This is a genomic window from Streptomyces sp. NBC_00203 (assembly GCF_045206325.1).
Taxonomy (GTDB): Bacteria; Actinomycetota; Actinomycetes; order Streptomycetales; family Streptomycetaceae; genus Streptomyces; species Streptomyces lutosisoli.
This window is the reverse complement of the sequence record NZ_CP108126.1, coordinates 9,263,313-9,283,135: the sequence shown is the minus strand read 5'-3', so window position 1 is coordinate 9,283,135 and position 19,823 is coordinate 9,263,313. Positions and strand designations below refer to the sequence as shown.

Annotated in this window: 19 protein-coding genes; 3 read left to right on the top strand and 16 right to left on the bottom strand. The window is 70.4% G+C overall.

The annotated features are described in order from the left end of the window. Positions 1 to 49 precede the first annotated feature (49 nt). The 11 genes from OG975_RS41125 to OG975_RS41075 all read right to left on the bottom strand — a co-directional run bounded on the left by OG975_RS41125 (position 50) and on the right by OG975_RS41075 (position 11,895). On the bottom strand, positions 50 to 1,651 hold the full coding sequence (locus OG975_RS41125; RefSeq protein ID WP_406334693.1) for a glycoside hydrolase family 13 protein: 1,602 nt from the start codon (positions 1,649 to 1,651) through the stop codon (positions 50 to 52). Between the two features lie 63 nt (positions 1,652 to 1,714). Continuing rightward, positions 1,715 to 2,590 (bottom strand): carbohydrate ABC transporter permease, encoded by an 876-nt coding sequence (locus OG975_RS41120; protein WP_406334692.1) that lies wholly within the window; start codon positions 2,588 to 2,590, stop codon positions 1,715 to 1,717. Continuing rightward, positions 2,587 to 3,555 (bottom strand): carbohydrate ABC transporter permease, encoded by a 969-nt coding sequence (locus tag OG975_RS41115; RefSeq protein ID WP_406334691.1) that lies wholly within the window; start codon positions 3,553 to 3,555, stop codon positions 2,587 to 2,589. The genes OG975_RS41120 and OG975_RS41115 overlap by 4 nt, the downstream gene beginning before the upstream one ends. An 8-nt stretch (positions 3,556 to 3,563) precedes the next feature. Then, positions 3,564 to 4,904 (bottom strand): ABC transporter substrate-binding protein, encoded by a 1,341-nt coding sequence (locus OG975_RS41110; RefSeq protein WP_406334689.1) that lies wholly within the window; start codon positions 4,902 to 4,904, stop codon positions 3,564 to 3,566. A 152-nt stretch (positions 4,905 to 5,056) separates the two neighbouring features. Then, positions 5,057 to 6,067 (bottom strand): LacI family DNA-binding transcriptional regulator, encoded by a 1,011-nt coding sequence (locus OG975_RS41105; RefSeq protein WP_406334688.1) that lies wholly within the window; start codon positions 6,065 to 6,067, stop codon positions 5,057 to 5,059. A gap of 93 nt (positions 6,068 to 6,160) precedes the next feature. Beyond that, positions 6,161 to 6,850, bottom strand: a complete 690-nt coding sequence (locus OG975_RS41100; RefSeq protein ID WP_406334687.1) for a GntR family transcriptional regulator — start codon at positions 6,848 to 6,850, stop codon at positions 6,161 to 6,163. 146 nt (positions 6,851 to 6,996) lie between these two features. Next, on the bottom strand, positions 6,997 to 7,998 hold the full coding sequence (locus OG975_RS41095; protein WP_406334685.1) for a proline racemase family protein: 1,002 nt from the start codon (positions 7,996 to 7,998) through the stop codon (positions 6,997 to 6,999). A 31-nt stretch (positions 7,999 to 8,029) separates the two neighbouring features. Further along, positions 8,030 to 8,929, bottom strand: a complete 900-nt coding sequence (locus OG975_RS41090) for a dihydrodipicolinate synthase family protein (protein ID WP_406334683.1) — start codon at positions 8,927 to 8,929, stop codon at positions 8,030 to 8,032. 110 nt (positions 8,930 to 9,039) lie between these two features. After that, positions 9,040 to 10,452 (bottom strand): FAD-dependent oxidoreductase, encoded by a 1,413-nt coding sequence (locus OG975_RS41085; RefSeq protein ID WP_406334682.1) that lies wholly within the window; start codon positions 10,450 to 10,452, stop codon positions 9,040 to 9,042. Further along, complete coding sequence (locus tag OG975_RS41080; RefSeq protein WP_406334680.1) at positions 10,445 to 10,744, bottom strand: (2Fe-2S)-binding protein; 300 nt, start codon at positions 10,742 to 10,744, stop codon at positions 10,445 to 10,447. The genes OG975_RS41085 and OG975_RS41080 overlap by 8 nt, the downstream gene beginning before the upstream one ends. Next, positions 10,741 to 11,895 carry an NAD(P)/FAD-dependent oxidoreductase gene (locus OG975_RS41075; protein ID WP_406334678.1) on the bottom strand — a complete coding sequence of 385 codons (1,155 nt, stop codon included), beginning with the start codon at positions 11,893 to 11,895 and terminating at the stop codon, positions 10,741 to 10,743. Before OG975_RS41075 ends, OG975_RS41080 begins: the two co-directional genes overlap by 4 nt. A 77-nt stretch (positions 11,896 to 11,972) precedes the next feature. Between OG975_RS41075 and OG975_RS41070 the strand changes: the two genes are divergently transcribed. Then, positions 11,973 to 13,382, top strand: coding sequence for an aminopeptidase P family protein (locus OG975_RS41070; RefSeq protein WP_406334676.1), 1,410 nt, complete (start codon positions 11,973 to 11,975; stop codon positions 13,380 to 13,382). Between the two features lie 37 nt (positions 13,383 to 13,419). On the opposite strand, the gene OG975_RS41065 is transcribed toward OG975_RS41070, so the two are convergent. The 4 genes from OG975_RS41065 to OG975_RS41050 are packed head-to-tail and all read right to left on the bottom strand — an operon-like array spanning position 13,420 to position 17,415. Further along, a complete protein-coding gene (locus OG975_RS41065; protein ID WP_406334675.1) occupies positions 13,420 to 14,235 on the bottom strand; it encodes an ABC transporter permease in 816 nt (271 codons plus the stop codon). A 10-nt stretch (positions 14,236 to 14,245) separates the two neighbouring features. Then, positions 14,246 to 15,136, bottom strand: a complete 891-nt coding sequence (locus OG975_RS41060; RefSeq protein WP_406334673.1) for an ABC transporter permease — start codon at positions 15,134 to 15,136, stop codon at positions 14,246 to 14,248. Between the two features lie 7 nt (positions 15,137 to 15,143). After that, a complete protein-coding gene (locus OG975_RS41055; protein WP_406334671.1) occupies positions 15,144 to 16,337 on the bottom strand; it encodes an ABC transporter substrate-binding protein in 1,194 nt (397 codons plus the stop codon). 40 nt (positions 16,338 to 16,377) lie between these two features. Continuing rightward, on the bottom strand, positions 16,378 to 17,415 hold the full coding sequence (locus OG975_RS41050) for an ABC transporter ATP-binding protein (RefSeq protein ID WP_327433500.1): 1,038 nt from the start codon (positions 17,413 to 17,415) through the stop codon (positions 16,378 to 16,380). Between the two features lie 125 nt (positions 17,416 to 17,540). Here OG975_RS41050 and OG975_RS41045 point away from each other — a divergent pair, with 125 nt between their 5' ends. Next, entirely contained in the window at positions 17,541 to 18,347 is an 807-nt protein-coding gene (locus OG975_RS41045; protein ID WP_406336694.1) for a FadR/GntR family transcriptional regulator, read from the top strand. Further along, complete coding sequence (locus OG975_RS41040; RefSeq protein ID WP_406334669.1) at positions 18,304 to 19,083, top strand: cache domain-containing protein; 780 nt, start codon at positions 18,304 to 18,306, stop codon at positions 19,081 to 19,083. Before OG975_RS41045 ends, OG975_RS41040 begins: the two co-directional genes overlap by 44 nt. 78 nt (positions 19,084 to 19,161) lie before the next feature. Here OG975_RS41040 and OG975_RS41035 read toward each other — a convergent pair whose 3' ends face one another. Continuing rightward, entirely contained in the window at positions 19,162 to 19,818 is a 657-nt protein-coding gene (locus tag OG975_RS41035; RefSeq protein WP_406334667.1) for a hypothetical protein, read from the bottom strand. Positions 19,819 to 19,823: the final 5 nt, after the last annotated feature.

Below are 19,823 nucleotides of genomic sequence, written 5' to 3'. Positions count from 1 at the left end.
GATCCCTTCGTGGTGGGGGTGCGGGGATAGCGGCTGCGGTGTGGCGGTCTCAGGCGCGCAGCCAGACCGCCGTGTCCTGCGGGAGCAGCCCGTCGGCATCCAACGGGCCACTGCTGAGCAGACGTTGGGTGTGTTCCGGGAGTGCGGCCGGACGGTCGGTGAGATTGACGGCGCAGAGCAGACCGTCCGTGCGGCTGAAGGCGAGGACGCCGTCCGGTGCGGGCAGCCAGGTGAGCGGACCGTCGCCGAAGCCCGGTTCGGTGCGGCGGATGCGGAGCGCCGCACGGTAGAGGCCGAGCATCGAGCCGGGGTCCTCTGCCTGGCGGTCGGCCGCGTACGCGGGCCAGTCGGCGGGCTGGGGAAGCCAGGGCTCGCCGCCGAATCCGGCGTACGGAGCGTCGGTCGCCCACGGCAGCGGGACCCGGCACCCGTCGCGGCCCGGGTCCGTGCCGCCGGAGCGGAAGTGCATCGGGTCCTGGATGCTCCGGAGTGGCAACTCCACCTCGGACAGGCCGAGTTCCTCGCCTTGATAGACATAGACGGAACCGGGCAGCGCGAGCGAGAGCAGGGCGGCGGCGCGCGCCCGCCGGGTACCGAGGACGAGGTCGGTCGGGGTGCCGAAGGCCTTGGCGGCGAAGTCGAAGCCGGTGTCCGCGCGGCCGTAGCGGGTGACGGTGCGGGTCACGTCGTGGTTGCACAGCACCCAGGTGGCGGGCGCACCCACCGGAGCGTGCTCGGCGAGCGTCTCGTCGATCGACGTACGCAGTCGCCGTGCGTCCCAAGGGCAGGACAGGAAGGAGAAGTTGAAGGCGGTGTGCAGTTCGTCGGGGCGCAGATAGCGGGCGAAGCGTTCGGTGTCCGGGAGCCAGACCTCGCCGACGAAGATGCCGTCGTAGGCGTCGGCGACCGCGCGCCACGAGCGGTAGATGTCGTGGAGTTCGTCGCGGTCGACATACGGGTGCGGGTCGCGGCCCTCGGCGAACTCCGGCAGGTCCGGGTCCTTGGCGAGCAGCGCGGCCGAGTCGATGCGGACGCCCGCGACGCCCCGCTCGAACCAGAAGCGCAGGACGTCCTCGTGTTCCTGCCTGACCGCCGGGTGCGCCCAGTTGAGGTCGGGCTGCTCGGGGGTGAAGAGGTGGAGGTACCAGTCGCCGTCGGGGAGCCGGGTCCAGACCGGTTCGGCGGAGCCCGCGAACTGGGACGGCCAGTCGTTGGGCGGGAGTTCGCCGTGTTCGCCGCGTCCGGGACGGAAGTGGAAGAGCTCGCGCTCGGCGCCTCCGGCCAAGGCTGCCTGGAACCAGGGGTGTTGGTCGGAGACGTGGTTCGGGACGATGTCGACGAGGGTGCGGATGCCCAGCTCCCGTGCCTCGGCGATGAGTTTCTCCGCCTCGGCGAGCGTCCCGAAGGCCGGGTCGATCGCGCGGTAGTCGGCGACGTCGTAGCCGCCGTCGGCCATGGGTGAGAGGTACCAGGGGTTGAACCACAGGGCGTCCACGCCGAGTTCGGCGAGATACGGGAGCCTGGCGCGGACGCCCGCGAGGTCGCCGGTGCCGTCGCCGTCGCCGTCCGCGAAGCTGCGGACGTACACCTGGTAGATGACGGCGGAGCGCCACCACTGGTCCTGAACGCGAGCAGGGGAAAGCTGTCCCACGGTGCCTGCCTTTCACTGGAGAGCGTGCCGTCAGCCCTTTCGCGCTGTCAGCCCTGGGTGCTGTCAGCCCTTGGTGCCGCCCGTACTGATCCCGGCGATGATGTGCCGCTGGAACACCAGGAACATCACGACCATGGGGATGCTCGCGATCACCATCGCGGCGATGAGCACGGTCAGCGGGATGTTCTGGGACAGCTGGACGAGTGCCACGCTGATGGGCTGCTTGTCGGTGTCGGAGAAGACCATCAGCGGCCAGAGGAAGTCCTGCCAGACGGCGACCAGGGCGAAGATCGACACGACTCCCAGGACGGGCCGGGACATCGGCAGCACGATCGACCACAGGGTGCGCAGCCGTCCGGCGCCGTCGATCTCGGCGGCCTCCAGGACATCGCGGGGGATCTGGTCGAAGAACCGCTTGAGCAGATAGAGGTTGAAGGCGTTGGCCACGGCGGGCAGCCAGATGCCGAGCGGGTCGTTGAGCAGACTGGTGTGGATCAGCGGCAGATCGGCGACGGTCAGGTACTTGGGTACGACCAGGGCCTGGGCCGGGACCATCAGTGTGGCGAGGATGCCGCCGAGGATCACCTTGCCGAAGGCGGGCTTCAGCTTGGAGAGGGCGTACGCGGCTGCCGTGCAGAACACGAGTTGCAGCAGCCAGGCGCCGGTGGCCTGCACCACGGTGTTCCACAAGTGGGTGGGCAGGTCCATCAGGTCCCACGCGTCGGTGTAGCCGCCGAGGCTCCAGTGCTGGGGAACGAGCGTCGGGGGTGTGCGCGCGACCTCGTCCGGCGACTTCATGGCGCCGGTCACCATCCAGTAGACGGGGAAGAGGAAGGCGAGCGCGAAGAGCAGGACGACACCCGTGAAGACGGTCCAGTAGAGGGCCTTGCCTCGGGGGCGGGCGAGGGTGAGCGGCGAGACCAGGGTGCGCGTGCTCATACGTCCTCCCCTGCCGATCGGGTCAGCCGCAGATAGACCGCCGAGAAGGCGCTGAGCAGGACGAGCAGCATGACGCTCAAGGCGCACGCCCCTCCGAAGTCGTTGTAGAGGAAGGCGTACTTGTAGATCAGGTACAGGACCGTCACGGTCGCGTTCTCGGGTCCGCCGCCCGTGATCACGAAGGGCTCCGTGAACACCTGCATGGTGGCGATGATCTGAAGGAGCATCAGCATGAGGATGATGAACCGGGTCTGCGGGATCGTCACATGGCGGATGCGCTGCCAGATGTTCGCGCCGTCCAGTTCGGCCGCTTCGTACAGCTCGCCGGGGATGCTCTGCAGGGCGGCCAGGTAGATGAGGACGGTGCCGCCGAGGTTGGCCCAGGTGGCGACGACGACCAGCGAGACGAGGGCGGTGTCGGCGCCGTTGGACCAGTTCGAGGTGGGCAGGTGCAGGTAGCGCAGCGCCTCGTTGGCGAGGCCCGCTCCGGGGTCGTAGAACCACTTCCACAGCAGGGCGCTGACCACCGGCGGGATCATCACCGGCAGATAGACCACGACCCTGAAGAAGGCTTTGGCGTGCCGGAGTTCATTGAGCACCAGTGCCATCACGAAGGGGACGGCGAAGCCGATGAGCAGCGCGAGGAGCGTGAAGGTGAGGGTGTTGCGCCAGGCGGCGGTGAACTCCGGGTCGTGGAAGACGCGGGTGAAGTTGGCGGTGCCGACCCACTCGGCGCCGGAGCCGGGCGTGTACTTCTGGAAGGCGATCACGACCGCGCGGATCGCCGGGTACCAGGAGAACAGCGCGAAGCAGAGCAGGCCGCCGATCAGGAAGGCGTAGGCGCGGGACTGGTCGGCCAGGCGCCGGCGCCACGGACCCCCGGTCCGGCGCCCGGCCGACCGCGGCACCTCCGGCGCGCCGACGGCGGCCGGAGGGAGCGCTACGGGCTTCGATGCGGTCTTCATACCCGGTGTCAGGCCCGGGCCAGGATCGAGTCGATCTTGCCGGAGGCGTCCTTCAGCAGCTGGTCGATGTCGGCGTCCTTCTTGGTGAGGACCGCGGAGACGGCGCTGTCGAGGACGGAGTAGATCTGCTGGGCCTGCGGCGGCTCGATCTTCATCTGGAGGCTCTGGTTGCCGTCGAGGAAGGCCTGGTAGTTCTCGACGGGCACATTGGCGTTGGCCTTCTTGACCTGCTGGTCCTTGGCGTCGGCGGCGCCGGCGAACAGGCGCGGCTCGGGCAGGCCCACGGGCGCGTCGTGCTGCTTGGCACGGGCGTAGTCGCCGAGGAAGCCCTTGCCGGGCGTCAGGAACATGTGGTCGAGCCACTTCAGGCCGGCCTTGATCTGCGCCGGGGTGTCGTTCTTGTTGAACATGTAGCCGTCGCCGCCGATGAGCGTGCCCTTGCCGCCCGGCATCGGGGCGAGTGCCAGGTCCTTGTAGTTGCCGCCCTTCTCCTTGACCAGGATCGGGATGTTGTCGGGCGCGGAGAGGTACATGCCGAGCTTGCCGGAGCCCATCATCTGCTGGACGTCGTTGATGACGAGGAGCTGTTTGCTGCCCATGGAGTTGTCGCTCCAGCGCATGTCCTTGAGGTTCTGCAGGACGGCTTTGCCCTCGGGGGTGTCGACGGTGGCCTTCTTGCCGTCCTCGCTGACGACGTTGCCGCCCTGCGAGTAGAGCTCGGCCGTGAAGTGCCAACCCCCCTGGTTCTGGGCGCTGTAGTCGGCGTAGCCGACGGTGCCGTTGCCCAGAGCGGCGATCTTCTTGGCGTCGGCGCGCACGTCCTCCCAGGTCGCCGGGGGCTTGTCGGGGTCGAGACCCGCCTGCTCGAAGAGCTTCTTGTTGTAGATCAGGCCCATCGAGTAGCCGGTGCGCGGGACGCCGTAGATCTTGCCGTCGACGGTGTAGATGTCGCGCAGCTGCTGCTGGATGGTGCCGTAGCTCTTGAGGTCCTTGACGTAACGGGTGATGTCGGCGGCCTGGTTGACGTCGACGACGTGCCCCGCGTCGGTGAAGTACGTGTAGAAGACGTCCTCCATCTGGCCGCCGGCGAGCTTGGCGTCGAACGTCTTGGGGTCCTGACACGGGAACGCGTCGTGCGCGACGACGTCGATGTCCGGGTTGGCCTTCTCGAACGCCTTGATGTCGGCCTCGAAGAACGAGCGGTCGACCTTGGCGCTCTTGGGCGGCATGCAGTTGACGGTGATACGGGTCTTTCCGTCGGCCGTGTCGTCGCTCGAACCGCAGGCGGTGAGCGCGAGGGAGGACGCCATGAGCATGACGAAGGTACGGCGGAACCCGGTGCTTCTCATCGGTGGACCCCTTTGGGCAGGAGCGAGGAAGGCCCACGGCAGCACGCGGGGAGCGCACGCCGCCGTGTCTGGCGCCGCACACTCAAGCACCGCCGACATCTGTCCGCAAGATGTCGCGCAGAATCTGTAATTATTTGACAGCCGACCGGATCTCAGTGGCGGGGAACTTGCGCGGTGGACCCTCGCACCACCAACTCCGGCTCGAACAGCAGCTCTTCGGCGGTGACACTGCTCCCGCCGATCTGCGCGTTGAGCAACTCCACCGCGGCGCGCCCCATGGCCTCGATGGGCTGACGGACCGTGGTCAGCGGGGGTTCGGTGCAGTTCATGAAGGCGGAGTCGTCGTAGCCGACGACCGACGCCTCGGCCGGCACCACGAGCCCCTTGCGCCGGGCCGCGCGTACCGCGCCGAGCGCCAAGGGGTCGCTGGCACAGATGATGCCCGTGACGCCCCGCTCCAGCAGCCGCGTCGCGGCCGCCTGGCCGCCCTCCAGGGAGAACATCGAGCGCGCCACGTGATCGTCGGGCAGCTCGGCACCGCCGGCCGAGGCCAGTGCACGCGCCGCCGCCAGCTTCCGCTGCGACGGCATGTGGTCGCCCGGGCCGAGGACGAGCCCGATGCGCTCGTGGCCGAGCGAGGTCAGGTGGCGCCAGGCCTGTTCGACCGCCACGGCGTCGTCGCAGGAGACGCAGGGGAAGCCCAGGTGCTCGATCGCCGCGTTGACCAGCACCACCGGAATGTTGCGGTCCGCGAGCCGCCGGTAGTGGTCGTGCGGCGCGTCGGCCTGCGCGTACAGACCGCCCGCGAACACCACGCCGGAGACCTGCTGCTGGAGCAACAGGTCCACATAGTCCGCCTCGGAGACACCGCCCTTGGTCTGTGTGCACAGGACCGGGGTGAGCCCGAGCTGCGCGAGCGCCCCGCCGATCACCTCGGCGAACGCCGGGAAGATCGGGTTCTGCAGCTCGGGCAGCACGAGGCCCACGAGCCGCGCGCGTTCACCGCGCAGCTGCGTGGGCCTCTCGTAGCCGAGGACGTCGAGGGCGGAGAGCACCGCCTGCCGGGTGGCGTCGGAGACTCCGGGCTTGCCGTTGAGCACCCGGCTGACCGTGGCCTCGCTGACTCCGACCTTCTTGGCCACCTGAGCAAGTCGTCGCGTCATGCGCGCAAGAATAGCGCAAGAATTGCAAGCGGCTTGCGTAACGGGACAAGCGTCTGGAGGACTCCCCCACCGCGATCTGCGCCGCAGGGGTCTCTAACGAGCGGCCCAGAGACCGCGGACATGACCGAGGTGACGGGTCATCACTTCGCGTACGGCGGCCTCGTCACGGGCCAGGAGCGCGTCGAGGAGTTCGAGGTGCTCCTCCGCGGAGGACTGCAAGCGGCCCGCCTCGACCAGGGCGTTGAGCCCGTAGAGGCGGGACCGCTTGCGCAGGTCGCCGACGACCTCGACGAGATGGGCGTTGCCCGCGAGGGCGAGCAGGCCGAGGTGGAAGCGGATGTCGGCCTCGACGTAGGCGATGAGGTCGCCGGCCGCCGCCGCGGTCACGATCTCCCGGGCGGCCGGGCGCAGCGCCTCCAGGGAGACGGCGTCCGCGGTGGTGGCCAGCTGCACCACGGTGGGGATCTCGATGAGCGCACGGATGTGGGTGTACTCGTCGAGTTGCTTCTCGGAGACCGCGGTGACCCGGAAGCCCTTGTTGGGCACCGTGTCGACCAGGCCCTCCTTGGCGAGGTCGAGCATGGCCTCGCGCACCGGCGTCGCCGAGACGCCGAAGCGGGCGGCGAGCGTCGGCGCGGAGTAGACCTCGCCGGCGCGCAGCTCGCCCGCGATCAGCGCGGCCCGCAGCGCGTCGGCGACGCGCTCGCGGTAGCTGCTCTTCTTTCCCCCCAGCGTGGGCAGGGCGGGAGCGGCGGAGGGTGCGCTGCTGCGCTGGGCGGCCATGGGGAGTCTCCTCGTACGGGCCGATGCGTCGTCTCTTCGTACCGGCCATGTGCAATATCACGTGCTACCAGTATCTACGCGGCGGAGCGCATCGTGACAGTGCGGGTCATGGTAGGGACTGGGAGGGTCGGCCGGGGCCCGCGGATCTAGAGGACGAATCCGGCCGGGAACGGGTCGGTCGGATCGAGCAGGTACTGGGCGGTGCCGGTGATCCAGGCGCGGCCGGTGAAGCTGGGCAGCACGGCGGGGATTCCGGCGACCTCGGTGGTGCCGAGCAGCCGTCCGGTGAACTGGGTCCCGATGAAGGACTCGTTGACGAACTCGGTGTGCAGCGGGAGTTCGCCGCGGGCGTGCAGCTGGGCCATGCGCGCGCTGGTGCCCGTACCGCAGGGTGAGCGGTCGAACCAGCCGGGGTGGATCGCCATCGCGTGCCGCGAGTAGCGGGCGGTGGCGCCGGGCGCGTACAGGTGGACGTGGTGGCAGCCGCGGATCGAGGGGTCCTCGGGGTGGATGGGCTCGTCGTCGGCGTTGATGGCGTCCATCAGCGACAGACCGGCGGCGAGGATGTCGTCCTTGCGGGAGCGGTCGAAGGGCAGCCCGAACTGCTCCAGCGGCAGGATCGCGTAGAAGTTGCCGCCGTACGCGAGGTCGTAGGTCACCGTCCGCCCGTCGGCGAGCGTGGCCTTGCGGTCGAGGCCCACGGAGAAGGACGGCACGTTCTTCAGGGTCACCGCCTTGGCGGCGCCGTCCTCGACCGCGACCTCGGCGACGACCAGGCCCGCCGGGGTGTCGAGCCGGATGGTGGTGACCGGCTCGACGACCTCGACCATGCCGGTCTCCACGAGCACGGTCGCGACACCGATGGTGCCGTGCCCGCACATCGGGAGGTAGCCCGAGACCTCGATGTAGATCACGCCGTAGTCGCAGTCGGGGCGGGTGGGCGGCTGGAGGATGGCGCCGCTCATCGCCGCGTGGCCGCGCGGCTCGTTCATCAGGAGCTGTTTGATGTCGTCGCGGTGCTCACGGAAGTACAGTCGGCGCTCGTTCATGGTCGCGCCGGGGATCGTGCCGATGCCGCCGGTGATCACCCGGGTGGGCATGCCCTCGGTGTGCGAGTCGACGGCGTGCAGGACGAGTTTGCTACGCATGACACTCCTGATGGATCGAGAGCGGTGGGGATCAGGCGAGACCGGCGGCGACGGCCCGCTCGGTGGCTTCGCGGACGGCCGCCTCCTGCGCGGGCAGCAGCGGGACGCGCGGCGGGCGGACCGGACCGCCGTGCCGGCCGACGATGTCCATGGAGAGCTTGATGGCCTGCACGAACTCGACCTTGGAGTCCCAGCGCAGCAGCGGGTGCAGCTGACGGTAGAGCTTGCCCGCCGTGTCGAGGTCGCCGTCGACGGCGGCGCGGTACAGCTCGACGCTCGCGCCGGGCAGCGCGTTCGGGTATCCGGCGACCCAGCCCTTGGCGCCCGCGACGGCGAGCTCCAGCAGGACGTCGTCGGCGCCGATCAACAGGTCCAGTCCCGGGGCGAGTTCGGCGAGCTGGTAGGCCCGGCGGACATCGCCGGAGAACTCCTTGACGGCGTGGATGTATCCCTCCTCGTACAGCTTGGCGAGGAGTTCGGGCACCAGGTCGACCTTGGTGTCGATCGGGTTGTTGTACGCGACGACCGGGACGCCCGCCTTGGCGACCTCCTCGTAGTGGGCGAGGACGGAACGCTCGTCGGCACGGTAGGCGTTCGGCGGCAGCAGCATCACGGCCCCGCAGCCCGCGTCCTTGGCCTGCTCGGCCCAGCGGCGGGCCTCGGCGGAGCCATAGGCGGCGACACCGGGCATCACGCGCGAACCGCCGATGGCGGCGACGGCCGTCTCCACGACCTTCGCGCGCTCCTCCGGCGTGAGCACCTGGTACTCACCGAGCGAGCCGTTGGGTACGACGCCGTCGCAGCCGTTCTCGACGAGCCAGGCGCAGTGTTCGGCGAACTTGTCGTAGTTGACGGAGAGGTCGTCGTTCAGCGGGAGCGCGGTGGCGACAAGGACTCCGCGCCAGGGGCGGTTGTCGGTGGTGGCGGTCATAAGAGAGATCCCATCTCAATAGGGTGTGACATTTTACTGGTGGGTAAGGGGTGTCGGCGAGAGGCCGTACGGCTGTTGCGGCTACCGCTGCTACGGCCGCACGGCGGAGGTCAGTCGGCTTCGGGCTCCCCCGAAGGCTCCGGGGACGGCTCTCCGGCCTGCGCGAGGACGCCGAGCGGCACCGGGCGGGCCAGCAGCCGCCGCGTCGCCTTCTGTTCGCACCCGGTGAGTCCCGCGACCGCGGGCTCGCACATCCGGCCCTGGCACCAGCCCATCCCGGCGCGGGTGAGCAGCTTCACGGTCCGCACGTCGCCCGCACCGAGCTCGGCGACGGCCGCGCGGATCTCGCCGCCGGTGACCTCCTCGCAGCGGCACACGACGGTGTCGTCGGTGACCTGGTCCGTCCAGTGGGCGGGCGGCGCGTACACGGTGTCGAGTGCGGCGATGAACTCCCGCGTCCTCGTGCGGGACCTGTCGACCGCGGCCCATGCGCGCGCGTCGGGTTCCGTGCCGGTGAGCCGGGCGGCGATGGAGCTGCCGGCGATATGGCCCTCGGCGAGCGACAGCGCGGAGCCGCCGATGCCGGTGGTCTCGCCGGCGGCCCAGACGCCGGGCACGTCGGTGCGCTGCTCGTCGTCGACGTACACCTTCAGTCCGTCGATGCGGCAGCCGAGCGACTCGGCGAGATCGGTGTGCGGGAGCATGCCGTGCCCAACGGCGAGCGTGTCGCAGGGGATGCGCCGGGCGGTGCCGGGCCGGACGCGCCCGCCGGTGTCGAGCGCGGCGACGGTCACGGCGTCGAGCCGTGCGTCGCCGTGCGCCTCGACGACGGTGTGCCGGGGGATGAACCTGATGCGGTGGCGCAGGAGTTGGGCGGCGTACTGGGCGCCCTCGGCGACCTTGCCGGGCTGGGCGGCCAGCGCTGTCGCCTTCCGCGCGAACGCCTTCGGGTCGGCGGACTCGACGAGCGCGGCCACCTCGACGCCGGCCGCGGCCAGCCCGGTCGCCACGGGCAGCAGCAACGGCCCGGTCCCGGCCACCACGGCGGTCCGCCCCGGTACGACGAGCCCGCCCTTGAGCATGGCCTGGGCCCCACCCGCGGTGACGACACCGGGGAGGGTCCAGCCGGGGAAGGGCAGCACCTTCTCGTAGCCACCGGTGGCGAGGAGGACGGCGTCGGCGTGGACGGTGGCGGGCTTCTCCTGCTCCGGGCCCAGCAGCGCGTGCACGGCAAAATCCTCGGACCGCCGTTCCACACACCAGACATGATGGTCCGTCAGTTGGTGGATCGTGTCCGCCGCGGCGAGCCCGTCCCGCAGCCGCTCCCACGTCCGCCACTGGTGGTGCAACGCCTTCGGGCGGCGCGCCCCCAGCCCGCTCGCGGGCTGGCGGTAGAACTGACCCCCCGCCTGTGCCGCCGAGTCGATCAGGGTGACGCGGATGCCGCGCGCGGCCGCCGCCAGGGACGCGGCGAGCCCCGCCGGGCCCGCGCCGATCACCGCGAGGTGCGGTCGGTCAGTCATGGTGGCCCGTGCCTTCCTGCGTGCGGATCGCGTCGCCCGGCCGCACCGGGACCAGGCAAGCCCGTTGGTTGGGGCGGTCGTTGACGGTGACGAGGCAGTCGAAGCAGACGCCGATGCCGCAGAAGACGCCGCGCGGGCGGCCCGCGTCGCGGGTGGCGCGCCAGGACGTGACGCCGGCGGCCCACAGCGCGGCGGCGACGGTCTGGCCGGGCAGCGCCTCGATCTCGCGGTCGTCGAGGGTGACGGTGAACGCGGGCCCCGGCTGGGCCCGGACCAGTTCCCGGGGGTTCACGCGGCCTCCTGGACGAAGCGGTCGGGCCGGAACGGCGCGAGGTCGAGGTCGGTGGTCCTGCCGGCCAGGACCTGCGCGAGCAGCTGCCCGGTACCGGTGGCGAGCCCGATGCCCGCGCCCTCGTGCCCGCAGGCGTGGAAGAGACCGGGCACCCGGGGGTCCGGGCCGATCGCGGGAAGGTGGTCCGGCATGTACGGGCGGAAGCCCAGGTAGGTACGGAGGGCGCGCACCTCCGACAGGAACGGGAACAGCCGGGTCGCCCCGGCGGCCAGCGCCCGGACGACCGGCAGTGAGAAGGAGCGGTCGAAGCCGACCCGCTCCCGGCTCGCGCCGATCAGGACCGGCCCCGCGGCCGTCCCTTCCACGACGGGCGACGTCTGCAGCGCCGCCGAGTCGCTGGCCACGTCGGCGACGTAGTCCGCGGCGTACACCTTGTGCCGCACCATCCTCGGCAGCGGCTCCGTCACGAGGACGAACCCGCGGCGGGGCAGGACAGGGAGTGAGACACCGGCCAGCCCGGCCACCGCCGCGCCCCACGTACCGGCCGCGTTCACGACGGCCGGGGCATGGAGGTCGCCCCGGTCGGTCCGCACGCCGCGCACCGCTCCGTCCGCCGTGCGCAGCACCTCGGTCACGGTCCGCCCGGTCAGCAGCCGGGCCCCCGACGCCCGCACCAGATGGGCGGCGGCCAGGGCAGGCATCACCTGGGTGTCCTGCGGATAGTGCACGGCGCCCGCGAGGCCGGGCGCCAAGTGCGGTTCCAGTTCGTGGAGTTGGCCGGCGGCGACCGATGACGTCAGGACCCCGGCCGCGCGCTGGCCCGCCGCGAAGCTCTCCAGCGCGGCGAGGCCCTCGGGGGTGGAGGCGACGACGACACCGCCCTTGGCCTCGTATTCGATCGCCCCTCCGAGACCCTCCTCCGCGAGGTCGGCCCACAGGCGCCCCGACAGCAGGGCGAGGTCGAGCTCGGGCCCGGGCTCCTTGTCGGAGACGAGCAGGTTGCCCTCGCCCGCACCGGTCGTCCCGCCGGCCACCGGACCGCGGTCCACCAGGGCGACGTCGAGGCCCGCCCGGGCCGCGTACAGGGCGCAGGCCGCGCCGACCATTCCGGCCCCGACGACTACAACATCGCAGGTAAATGCCTTGCTCACATCAGTACTATGTCACATGCTTCTCTTGCTGGGAACAGCCCAAGAGCAGTCGACAACACACAGAAGAGGTGCCTGACGTGGCAAAGGGCCGAAAGAACGGTCTGTATCAAGGAGTCTCCGACGAGCTGTCCGCGCTGATGCGGACGGGCTGGGCCGACACCGAGCAGCGCGATCTGCGGCCCATCGAGCAGGCGCCGTACGCGGCCCGCCGACGCGCCGCACTCTCCGCCCTCTTCCCGGGCGAGCGGCTCGTCATCCCCTCCGGAAGTCTCAAGACACGCTCGAACGACACCCCCTACGCGTTCCGCCCGTACTCGGGCTACGTCCATCTGACGGGCGATCAAGCCCGTGACGGTGCCCTGGTTCTGGAGCCCCGCGCGGACGGCGGCCACGACGCGCACTGCTATCAGCTCCCCCGCGACACCCGGGACAGCGACGAGTTCTGGACGGGCAAGACGGCCGAGCTGTGGATGGGCCGCCGCCGTTCCCTCGCCGAGTCGGAGTCGGTGCTCGGCCTGCCGTGCCGTGACATCCGCACGATCGTCGAGGACCTCAAGGACACCGGCGTACCGACGCGTGTCGTGCGCGGCCATGCCCCCGAGATCGAAGCGGCACTCACCACGGACGAGGACCGGGACGCCGACCTCGAGACGGCGGTGTCCGGGCTGCGGCTGGTCAAGGACGCGTGGGAGATCGGCGAGATGCGCCGGGCCGTGGACTCCACGGTCCGTGGATTCACCGACGTGGTACGGGAGTTGTCGCAGGCGGTCGCCACCTCGGAGCGGTGGATCGAGGGCACCTTCTTCCGCCGCGCCCGCGTCGAGGGCAACGACGTCGGCTACGGCTCCATCTGCGCGGCCGGCGAGCACGCCACGATCATGCACTGGACGGAGAACGACGGCCCGGTCCGCCCGGGCGAGCTGCTCCTGCTGGACGCGGGCGTGGAGACCCGCACGCTCTACACCGCCGACGTCACCCGCACCCTCCCGATCAGCGGGACGTTCACCCCGCTCCAGCGGGAGATATACGACGCGGTGTACGAGGCCCAGGAGGCCGGCATGGCCACGGTGAAGCCGGGTGCCCGGTACCGCGACTTCCACGAGGCCGCGCAGCGGTCGATGACCGAGCGGCTCGTGAAGTGGGGCTTCATCGAGGGCCCGGCCGAGCGCGCGTACGAGCTCGGTCTGCAGCGCCGGTTCACCATGGCGGGCACCGGTCACATGCTCGGGATCGACGTCCACGACTGCGCCAAGGCCCGCAACGAGGAGTACGTCGACGGGGTCCTGGAGCCGGGCATGGTGCTCACCGTCGAGCCCGGCCTCTACTTCCAGCCGGACGACCTGACCGTGCCCGAACCCTGGCGCGGCATCGGCGTCCGGATCGAGGACGACCTGCTGGTGACGGCGGACGGGTACGAGAACCTGTCGGCCGGGCTGCCCCGCTCGGCCGACGAAGTCGAGGCGTGGATGCGGGAGTTCGCCGGATAGCCGGGTCCCGCCGGGGCCCTCGCTTCCCCGGGACCGCTCAGATCCTGCTCTCGGCCGCCGTGTCGGCGGACAGCCGCTGCGCCACGTAGATCGGAACCACCGAGAGCAGGACGAGCACCGCCGCCACGACATTCACGACCGGTGCCTGCTGGGGCCGGGTCATGTTGTTGAAGATCCAGATCGGCAGGGTCTCGATCCCGGGCCCGGCCGTGAACGTCGTCACCACGATCTCGTCGAAGGAGAGCGCGAAGGCGAGCAGCGCGCCCGCGAGCAGCGCCGAGCGGATGAGCGGGAAGGTGACGTCGACGAAGGCCCGGAAGGTGTCCGCGCCCAGGTCCATCGCGGCTTCCTCGTAGGTGCCGGACGTACGGCGCAGTCGGGCGACGACGTTGTTGAAGACGACGACGATGCAGAAGGTGGCGTGGCCGACGATCACGGTGAACATGCCGAGGCCGACGCCGAGCGGCTCAAGTACCGTGCTGAAGGCCGAGTTGAGCGCGATGCCCGTGACGATGCCGGGCAGCGCGATCGGCAGGACGACCACGAACGAGATGGCGTCGCGGCCGAAGAAGCGGTGCCGGCCGACCGCGAAGGCGACCAGCGTGCCGAGCACGAGGGCGATGGCGGTGGCGCCGAGCCCCGCCTTGACGGAGGTCCACAGCGCCGTGCGGGCGCCCTCGTTGTCCCAGGCGACCGACCACCAGTGGAAGGTCAGGCTGGAGGGCGGCCAGCTCGCGCTGCGGTCCGGGTTGAAGGAGTTGATCAGGACCAGCGCGAGCGGCACGTAGATGATCGCGAAGCCGAGCCCGGCGGCGCAGCGCAGCGCGATGCGCGCGGAACGGGAGAGTTGCACAGCGGGCTCCTCAGAGGCTGCTCAGGGCGCCCGTGCGGCGCATCGCGAGCAGGTACAGCACGATGACGACGACGGGGACCGTGCCGAGCGCGGCGGCCATGGGCAGGTTCAGTTCGATGTTGGAGTAGACGAGGTTGCCGATGAGCTGGGTCTTGCCGCCGACGATCTGCACGGTGATGTAGTCGCCGAGGCTGAGCGAGAAGGTGAAGACCGAGCCCGCGGCGACGGCCGGCAGGACCATCGGCAGCACCACCGAGCGGAAGGTGCGCACGGGCCGCCCGCCCAAGTCCGCCGACGCGTCGAGCAGGTTGGCGGGCAGCTGCTCCAGTGCCGCGTGGATCGGCAGGATCATGTACGGCAGCCACAGGTACGTCAGCGCGATGACCGCCGCGGGCAGTCCGAACCCGGGTCCGCTCAGCCCGAAGGGCTCCAGCATCCAGTCGGCGAGGCCTCCCTGAGAGAGGATCAGGCGCCAGGCGTACACCTTGACGAGGTAACTCGCCCACAGCGGGGTGAGGATGGCGACCACGAGCAGCGGGCGCCACTTGGGCTGGGCGATGCGGGCCGTGTAGAAGGCGACCGGGAAGGCGATCACCGCGCACAGGACGGTGACCGCGAGGGCGACGCCGATGCTGCGCAGGATCACCTGCCGGAAGACCGGTGTCGTGAACAGCGCGTGGAAGTTGTCGGTCGACCAGACCTTCACCACCTCGGAGGTGAAGGAGTTGGTCGTCCAGAACGCGGAGACGAACAGCACGGCCAGTGATCCGAGGTAGAGCACGGCCAGCCAGAGCAGCGGCGCGGTGAGGAGCAGGGACAGCCGCAGCCGGGAGTGCCGGTGCAGGGTCCCGGCGAGCCGCCGGACGGGGGACCGTCCGGCGGCCTGCGTGGTGGACGTCATGTGTCGCTCAGCCCTTGATCTCGGTCCAGGCCTGGACCCACTTGGCGTACGGCACGCACTTGACGTCGGTGCGGCCGTCGAGGCACTGCTCGATGGGCGTGTTCCAGAAGGCGATGTTCTTCCAGTAGCTCTCGTCGGAGGCGTGGTAGGTGTCGCAGAAGGACTTGTCGCTGGTCTCGGCGCAGGCCTTGGAGTTGGCGGGTGCCTCACCGAAGTACTCGGCGACCTGGGCGTTGACCTTCGGGGAGATGATCCAGTCCGCCCACTTGTAGGCGCAGTTGGGGTGCTTGGCCTTGGCGGAGATCATCCAGGTGTCCGACCATCCCGTGGAGCCCTCCTTGGGCACGAAGGCCTTCACCTTGGCGCCCTCGTCGGCGGCGAGGTTGGCGATGACCTGCCAGGTGGTGCCGACCACGGAGTCACCGCTCTTGAACGCGGAGATCTCCTTGAGGTAGTCGCTCCAGTACTCCCCCACGTTCGCGCCCTGCTTCTTCAGCAGGGCGACGGCCGCGTCGAACTGCGTCTGGTCCAGCGCGTAGGGGTCCTTGATCTTCAACTCCGGCTTGGTCGCCTTGAGATACAGCGCCGCGTCGGCGATGTAGATCGGCGAGTCGTACGCCGTCACATGGCCCTTGTACTTCGAGGCGTCGTCGAAGACGGCCGCCCAGGAGGTGGGGGCGGGCGTGACCTTCTGCGTGTTGTACATCAGCAGGTTGGCGCCGCGGCCGTGCGGGATGCCGTACATCTGGCCGTCGACGGAGTTCCAGGCGCCGTTCTTCAGGCCGCTGAAGACGTCCTTGTAGTTCGGTACGAGGGCGGTGTTGACGGGGGCCGCGTCGCCGGAGGCGATGAGGCGCAGGGACGCGTCGCCGGACGCGGACACGGCGTCGTACTGGCCGGTCTTCATCAGCTTGACCATCTCGTCGGAGCTGGCGGCGACCTTGGAGTTGACCTGACAGCCGGTCTGCTTCTCGAAGTCGCTGACCCAGTCGACCTTGGGGTCGTTCGAGCCGTCCTCGACATAGCCGGCCCAGGCGATGAGGTTGACCTGGCCCTCGGTCTTGCCGAGCTTCGACGGTGCCTTCAGGTCGGGGGGGTTGAGCCCGCTCGACGAGGGGCCCGTATTGGACGATCCGCAGGCGGAGGCCGCGAGGAGCACCGCGACTGCGGCGGCGGCCTGAAGGGTTCGGGTGAGGCGCACGACGTACTCCATACGTGATGGGGACTGAGCGTGGGAGGGGTCAGCGGGGGTCGGGGACCTTGAAGGTGTGGCCGCGGTGCCACTGGAGACGGACCCGGGTTCCGCGGTAGGCGGCGACGTCCTCGGAGGTGGTCTCCAGGTTCTGCTGGAGCGCGGTGAGGCGTCCGCCGGCGTCGAGGTCGACCAGGAAGCGGGTGGAGTCACCCAGATAGACGACCTCGACGACGGTGCCGACGGCGGTGGAGTGCTCCGGCTCGTCGGCCTCGGCGGACTCCTTCAGAACCCGGATCTTCTCGGGCCTGATGCTGTACGTGCCCGGGGCGCCGACGACCTGCTGCGCGGACTGGCCTTCGAGCAGGTTGGACGTGCCGACGAAGCCGGCGACGAAGGCCGAGGCGGGGCGCTCGTAGATCTCGGCCGGGGTGCCGACCTGCTCGATCCGGCCCTGGTTGAAGACGGCGATGCGGTCGCTCATCGTCAGGGCCTCCTCCTGGTCGTGGGTGACGAAGACGAAGGTGATGCCGACCTCGCGCTGGATCGCCTTGAGCTCGACCTGCATCTGCTCGCGCAGCTTGAGGTCGAGTGCGCCGAGCGGTTCGTCGAGCAGCAGCACCCGGGGGCGGCCGACGAGGGCGCGGGCGAGTGCGACGCGCTGGCGCTGGCCGCCGGAGAGCTGGCTCGGGCGCCGCCTGCCGAACCCTTCGAGGCGTACGTCGGCGAGCGCCTTGCGGGCCCGTACCAGCCGCTCGGCCTTGGGCACCTTGCGGACCTTGAGGCCGTAGGCGACGTTCTGTTCCACGGTCATGTGCGGGAACAGCGCGTAGTCCTGGAAGACGGTGTGCACATCCCGCTCGAAGGGGGCGAGCCCGGTGACCTCCTGGCCGGCCAGCTCGATCCGCCCGGAGGTGGGGGTCTCGAAGCCCGCGATCATGCGCAGGACGGTCGTCTTTCCGGAGCCGGACGGGCCGAGCATCGAGAAGAACTCGCCGTCGGATATCTCCAGGTCGACTCCGGCCACCGCGGTCGTCTCGCCGAACGACTTCCGCAGATCCTGCAGCCGGATCGTGCTTCCCTCCATGGGCGGGAACCTTTCTGGTGCACTCTTACGTTGACCGGAAAGATATGAAGTCATAGTTCAAAGCTCAAGACCCCCTTATGGTAAAGGTTGAGTCAACGCACAAGGTGGTGGTCGTGAAGCAACACATGGACAGTGGCGCCCGGAGGGCCATATTCACCCCGGTGGACAACCGGGCGCGAGTGGAGACGGTCGTCCACAGGCTCAGTGATGCCATAGAGCTCGGGCTGCTCTCCGACGGGGAGCAGCTGCCCGGCGAGATGGAGCTGGCCGGACAGCTCGGCGTGTCCACGGTCACTCTGCGCGAGGCCCTCATGGCGCTGCGGCAGCAGGGACTGGTCACCACGCGCAGGGGGCGTGGCGGCGGAAGCTTCGTGTCCCTCCCCGAGGACCCCGGCGAGGAGAGGTTGAAGGCCCGGCTCGCCGGCTGGAGCACCGAGGAGCTGCGCGACCTGGGCGACCACTGGGCCGCCCTGTCGGGAACGGCCGCGCGACTGGCCGCAGAGCGCACCGAGCCGGACGATCTCCAGCAGCTGCGGCGCACCCTCGACGAGCTGTCGACCGCCCGGGAGGCGGCGGCGCGCAGCCGTGTCTACGGCCGGTTCCATGTCGAGCTCGCCGCGGCGGCGCAGTCGGCCCGGCTGACCCGTGAACAGGTCGCGCTCCAGACGGAAGTGGGCGCGCTGTTGTGTCTCGTGCTCGGGGACGACGAATACCGTGAAGAAGTGGCAGACCGTCACCGCTCCGTAATCTCGGCGGTGCAAGATGGGGCCCACGATTCGGCCAGAGCCCTGGCCGAGCGGTGCGTGCAGGATTCGACGGCGCGGCTCATCGCCCTGCGCCTGTCGATGCCGCGCTCCGCGTCCGCTCCCCGTCCGCTGGAGGGCACCCATGAGCAGGAGCCCCGGCCTGGCGGGCGCCGCGGCGACGCTTGACGCGACGCCGGAGGCGGCCGTCGCCGCCCAGGTCCGCTCCACGCTGGAGGCCGTGTTCGAGGCCGTGGCCGACACCCGTACCGATACGGCGAGGCTGCTCGCCCGGGTCGCCGCGCAGCACCGGCGCCCCGCGACCGTGGATCTGGCCGCACTGCGCCCGGGGCTCCATCTCCGGCTCACCCGGCAGGAGTTGGTGTCGGGCGCCGGGTTCGTCGCGGCGCCGGGGCTGCTGAGTGACGTACCGGCGTGGCTGGAGTGGTGGCAGCAGGGCTCCGACGGGGACGTACGGCCGCTGCTGCTCGACCTCGATCCGGAGCACTCCGCGTACTCCGACTACACGCACTGGGACTGGTTCGCCCTCCCCCGCGACACCGGGCAGCGCGCGGTCGCCGGGCCCTATGTGGACTACCTGTGCTCCGACGAGTACAGCCTGACGCTGTCCGCGCCCGTACAGGTGGAGGGACGGTTCGTCGGGGTCGCCGCGGCCGACGTGTATCTGCGGCACTTCGAGAACGCCGTCGTCCCGCTGCTCCAACGGCTGCCGGGGGCGGCCCACTTGGTGAACGCGCGGGGCCGGGTGGCCGCGTCCGCCGATCCCGCGCATCTGGCCGGATCGCTCACCAAGGGCCCGGACTTCGGTGCCGTGCTGGCGTCGGCGCGGACCGCGCGCTTCGACCGGATGCGGCTGGTGCCGTGCGACGGCGTTCCGCTCGTGCTCGTGGTGCTGGACGACTGAGCCCCGCCGTACGGCACGGCCGAGGAGACCCGGCCGTGCGCACCGCCGCGAGGACGCCGACCGCCCGTCCCCGCGGGTTCACACCGCCCGCAGCTCCGCCGCTCCGTTGCGCGTCTTGCGGGCCTTGCGCGGTCCGGCCGCCGCCTGCCGCGTCTCGCGCAGGACCAGCGTCATCCGCGTATAGCCCATGTCCCGGAGGGTCTTGGGCGTGTCGTCGACGATCCGGCACTCCGTGCTGCCCCAGCGCGGGTCGGGGTGCACCAGCGGGCGTACGGCGCCGTCGTGCTCGACGGCGCCCGGGCCGACCGCGCGGATCCAGTGCGGCAGCCCGTGCCGGTAGGCCGCGTCCATGATCGGGTCCTGGGCGATGTCCCGGCGGATCGACTGGAGTCCGCGGTCCTGGTCGTGAAGCTCCACGGCGGCCGCGAAGTGGGCCAGCATCGGCAGGCACCAGCTCGACTCGTGGTCGCCGAGGACCGTGGGCGCGTCCGGATGGAAGAGGACGAACCGAAGGAAGTTGTCGCCCGGCATGGCCGTCGGATGAGGGCCGACGCCGTCGAAAAGTGTCTCGAACGCGGCGTTGGACAGGACGACGTCCCAGCGGTGGTCGAAGACGACGGAGGGGAACGGGACGGCTTCTAAGAGGGCGGCGTAGTCCTGGAGGTACGCCTGAGCTTCGAGACTCTCGGGGACAGGTCGCGGCTGGGACCGCTGCCTTCCTGCCTGGTACGCCATCGGGA

Excerpts from the sequence above, each read along its gene's own strand:
- OG975_RS41105 (WP_406334688.1), bottom strand. The coding sequence starts at position 6,067 with ATGACGCGACGACTTGCTCAGGTGGCCAAGAAGGTCGGAGTCAGCGAG.
- OG975_RS41040 (WP_406334669.1), top strand. The coding sequence starts at position 18,304 with ATGAGCAGGAGCCCCGGCCTGGCGGGCGCCGCGGCGACGCTTGACGCG.
- OG975_RS41060 (WP_406334673.1), bottom strand. The coding sequence starts at position 15,136 with ATGACGTCCACCACGCAGGCCGCCGGACGGTCCCCCGTCCGGCGGCTC.
- OG975_RS41115 (WP_406334691.1), bottom strand. The coding sequence starts at position 3,555 with ATGAAGACCGCATCGAAGCCCGTAGCGCTCCCTCCGGCCGCCGTCGGC.
- OG975_RS41050 (WP_327433500.1), bottom strand. The coding sequence starts at position 17,415 with ATGGAGGGAAGCACGATCCGGCTGCAGGATCTGCGGAAGTCGTTCGGC.
- OG975_RS41035 (WP_406334667.1), bottom strand. The coding sequence starts at position 19,818 with ATGGCGTACCAGGCAGGAAGGCAGCGGTCCCAGCCGCGACCTGTCCCC.
- OG975_RS41100 (WP_406334687.1), bottom strand. The coding sequence starts at position 6,850 with ATGGCCGCCCAGCGCAGCAGCGCACCCTCCGCCGCTCCCGCCCTGCCC.
- OG975_RS41090 (WP_406334683.1), bottom strand. The coding sequence starts at position 8,929 with ATGACCGCCACCACCGACAACCGCCCCTGGCGCGGAGTCCTTGTCGCC.
- OG975_RS41095 (WP_406334685.1), bottom strand. The coding sequence starts at position 7,998 with ATGCGTAGCAAACTCGTCCTGCACGCCGTCGACTCGCACACCGAGGGC.
- OG975_RS41045 (WP_406336694.1), top strand. The coding sequence starts at position 17,541 with ATGGACAGTGGCGCCCGGAGGGCCATATTCACCCCGGTGGACAACCGG.
- OG975_RS41085 (WP_406334682.1), bottom strand. The coding sequence starts at position 10,452 with ATGACTGACCGACCGCACCTCGCGGTGATCGGCGCGGGCCCGGCGGGG.
- OG975_RS41120 (WP_406334692.1), bottom strand. The coding sequence starts at position 2,590 with ATGAGCACGCGCACCCTGGTCTCGCCGCTCACCCTCGCCCGCCCCCGA.
- OG975_RS41110 (WP_406334689.1), bottom strand. The coding sequence starts at position 4,904 with ATGAGAAGCACCGGGTTCCGCCGTACCTTCGTCATGCTCATGGCGTCC.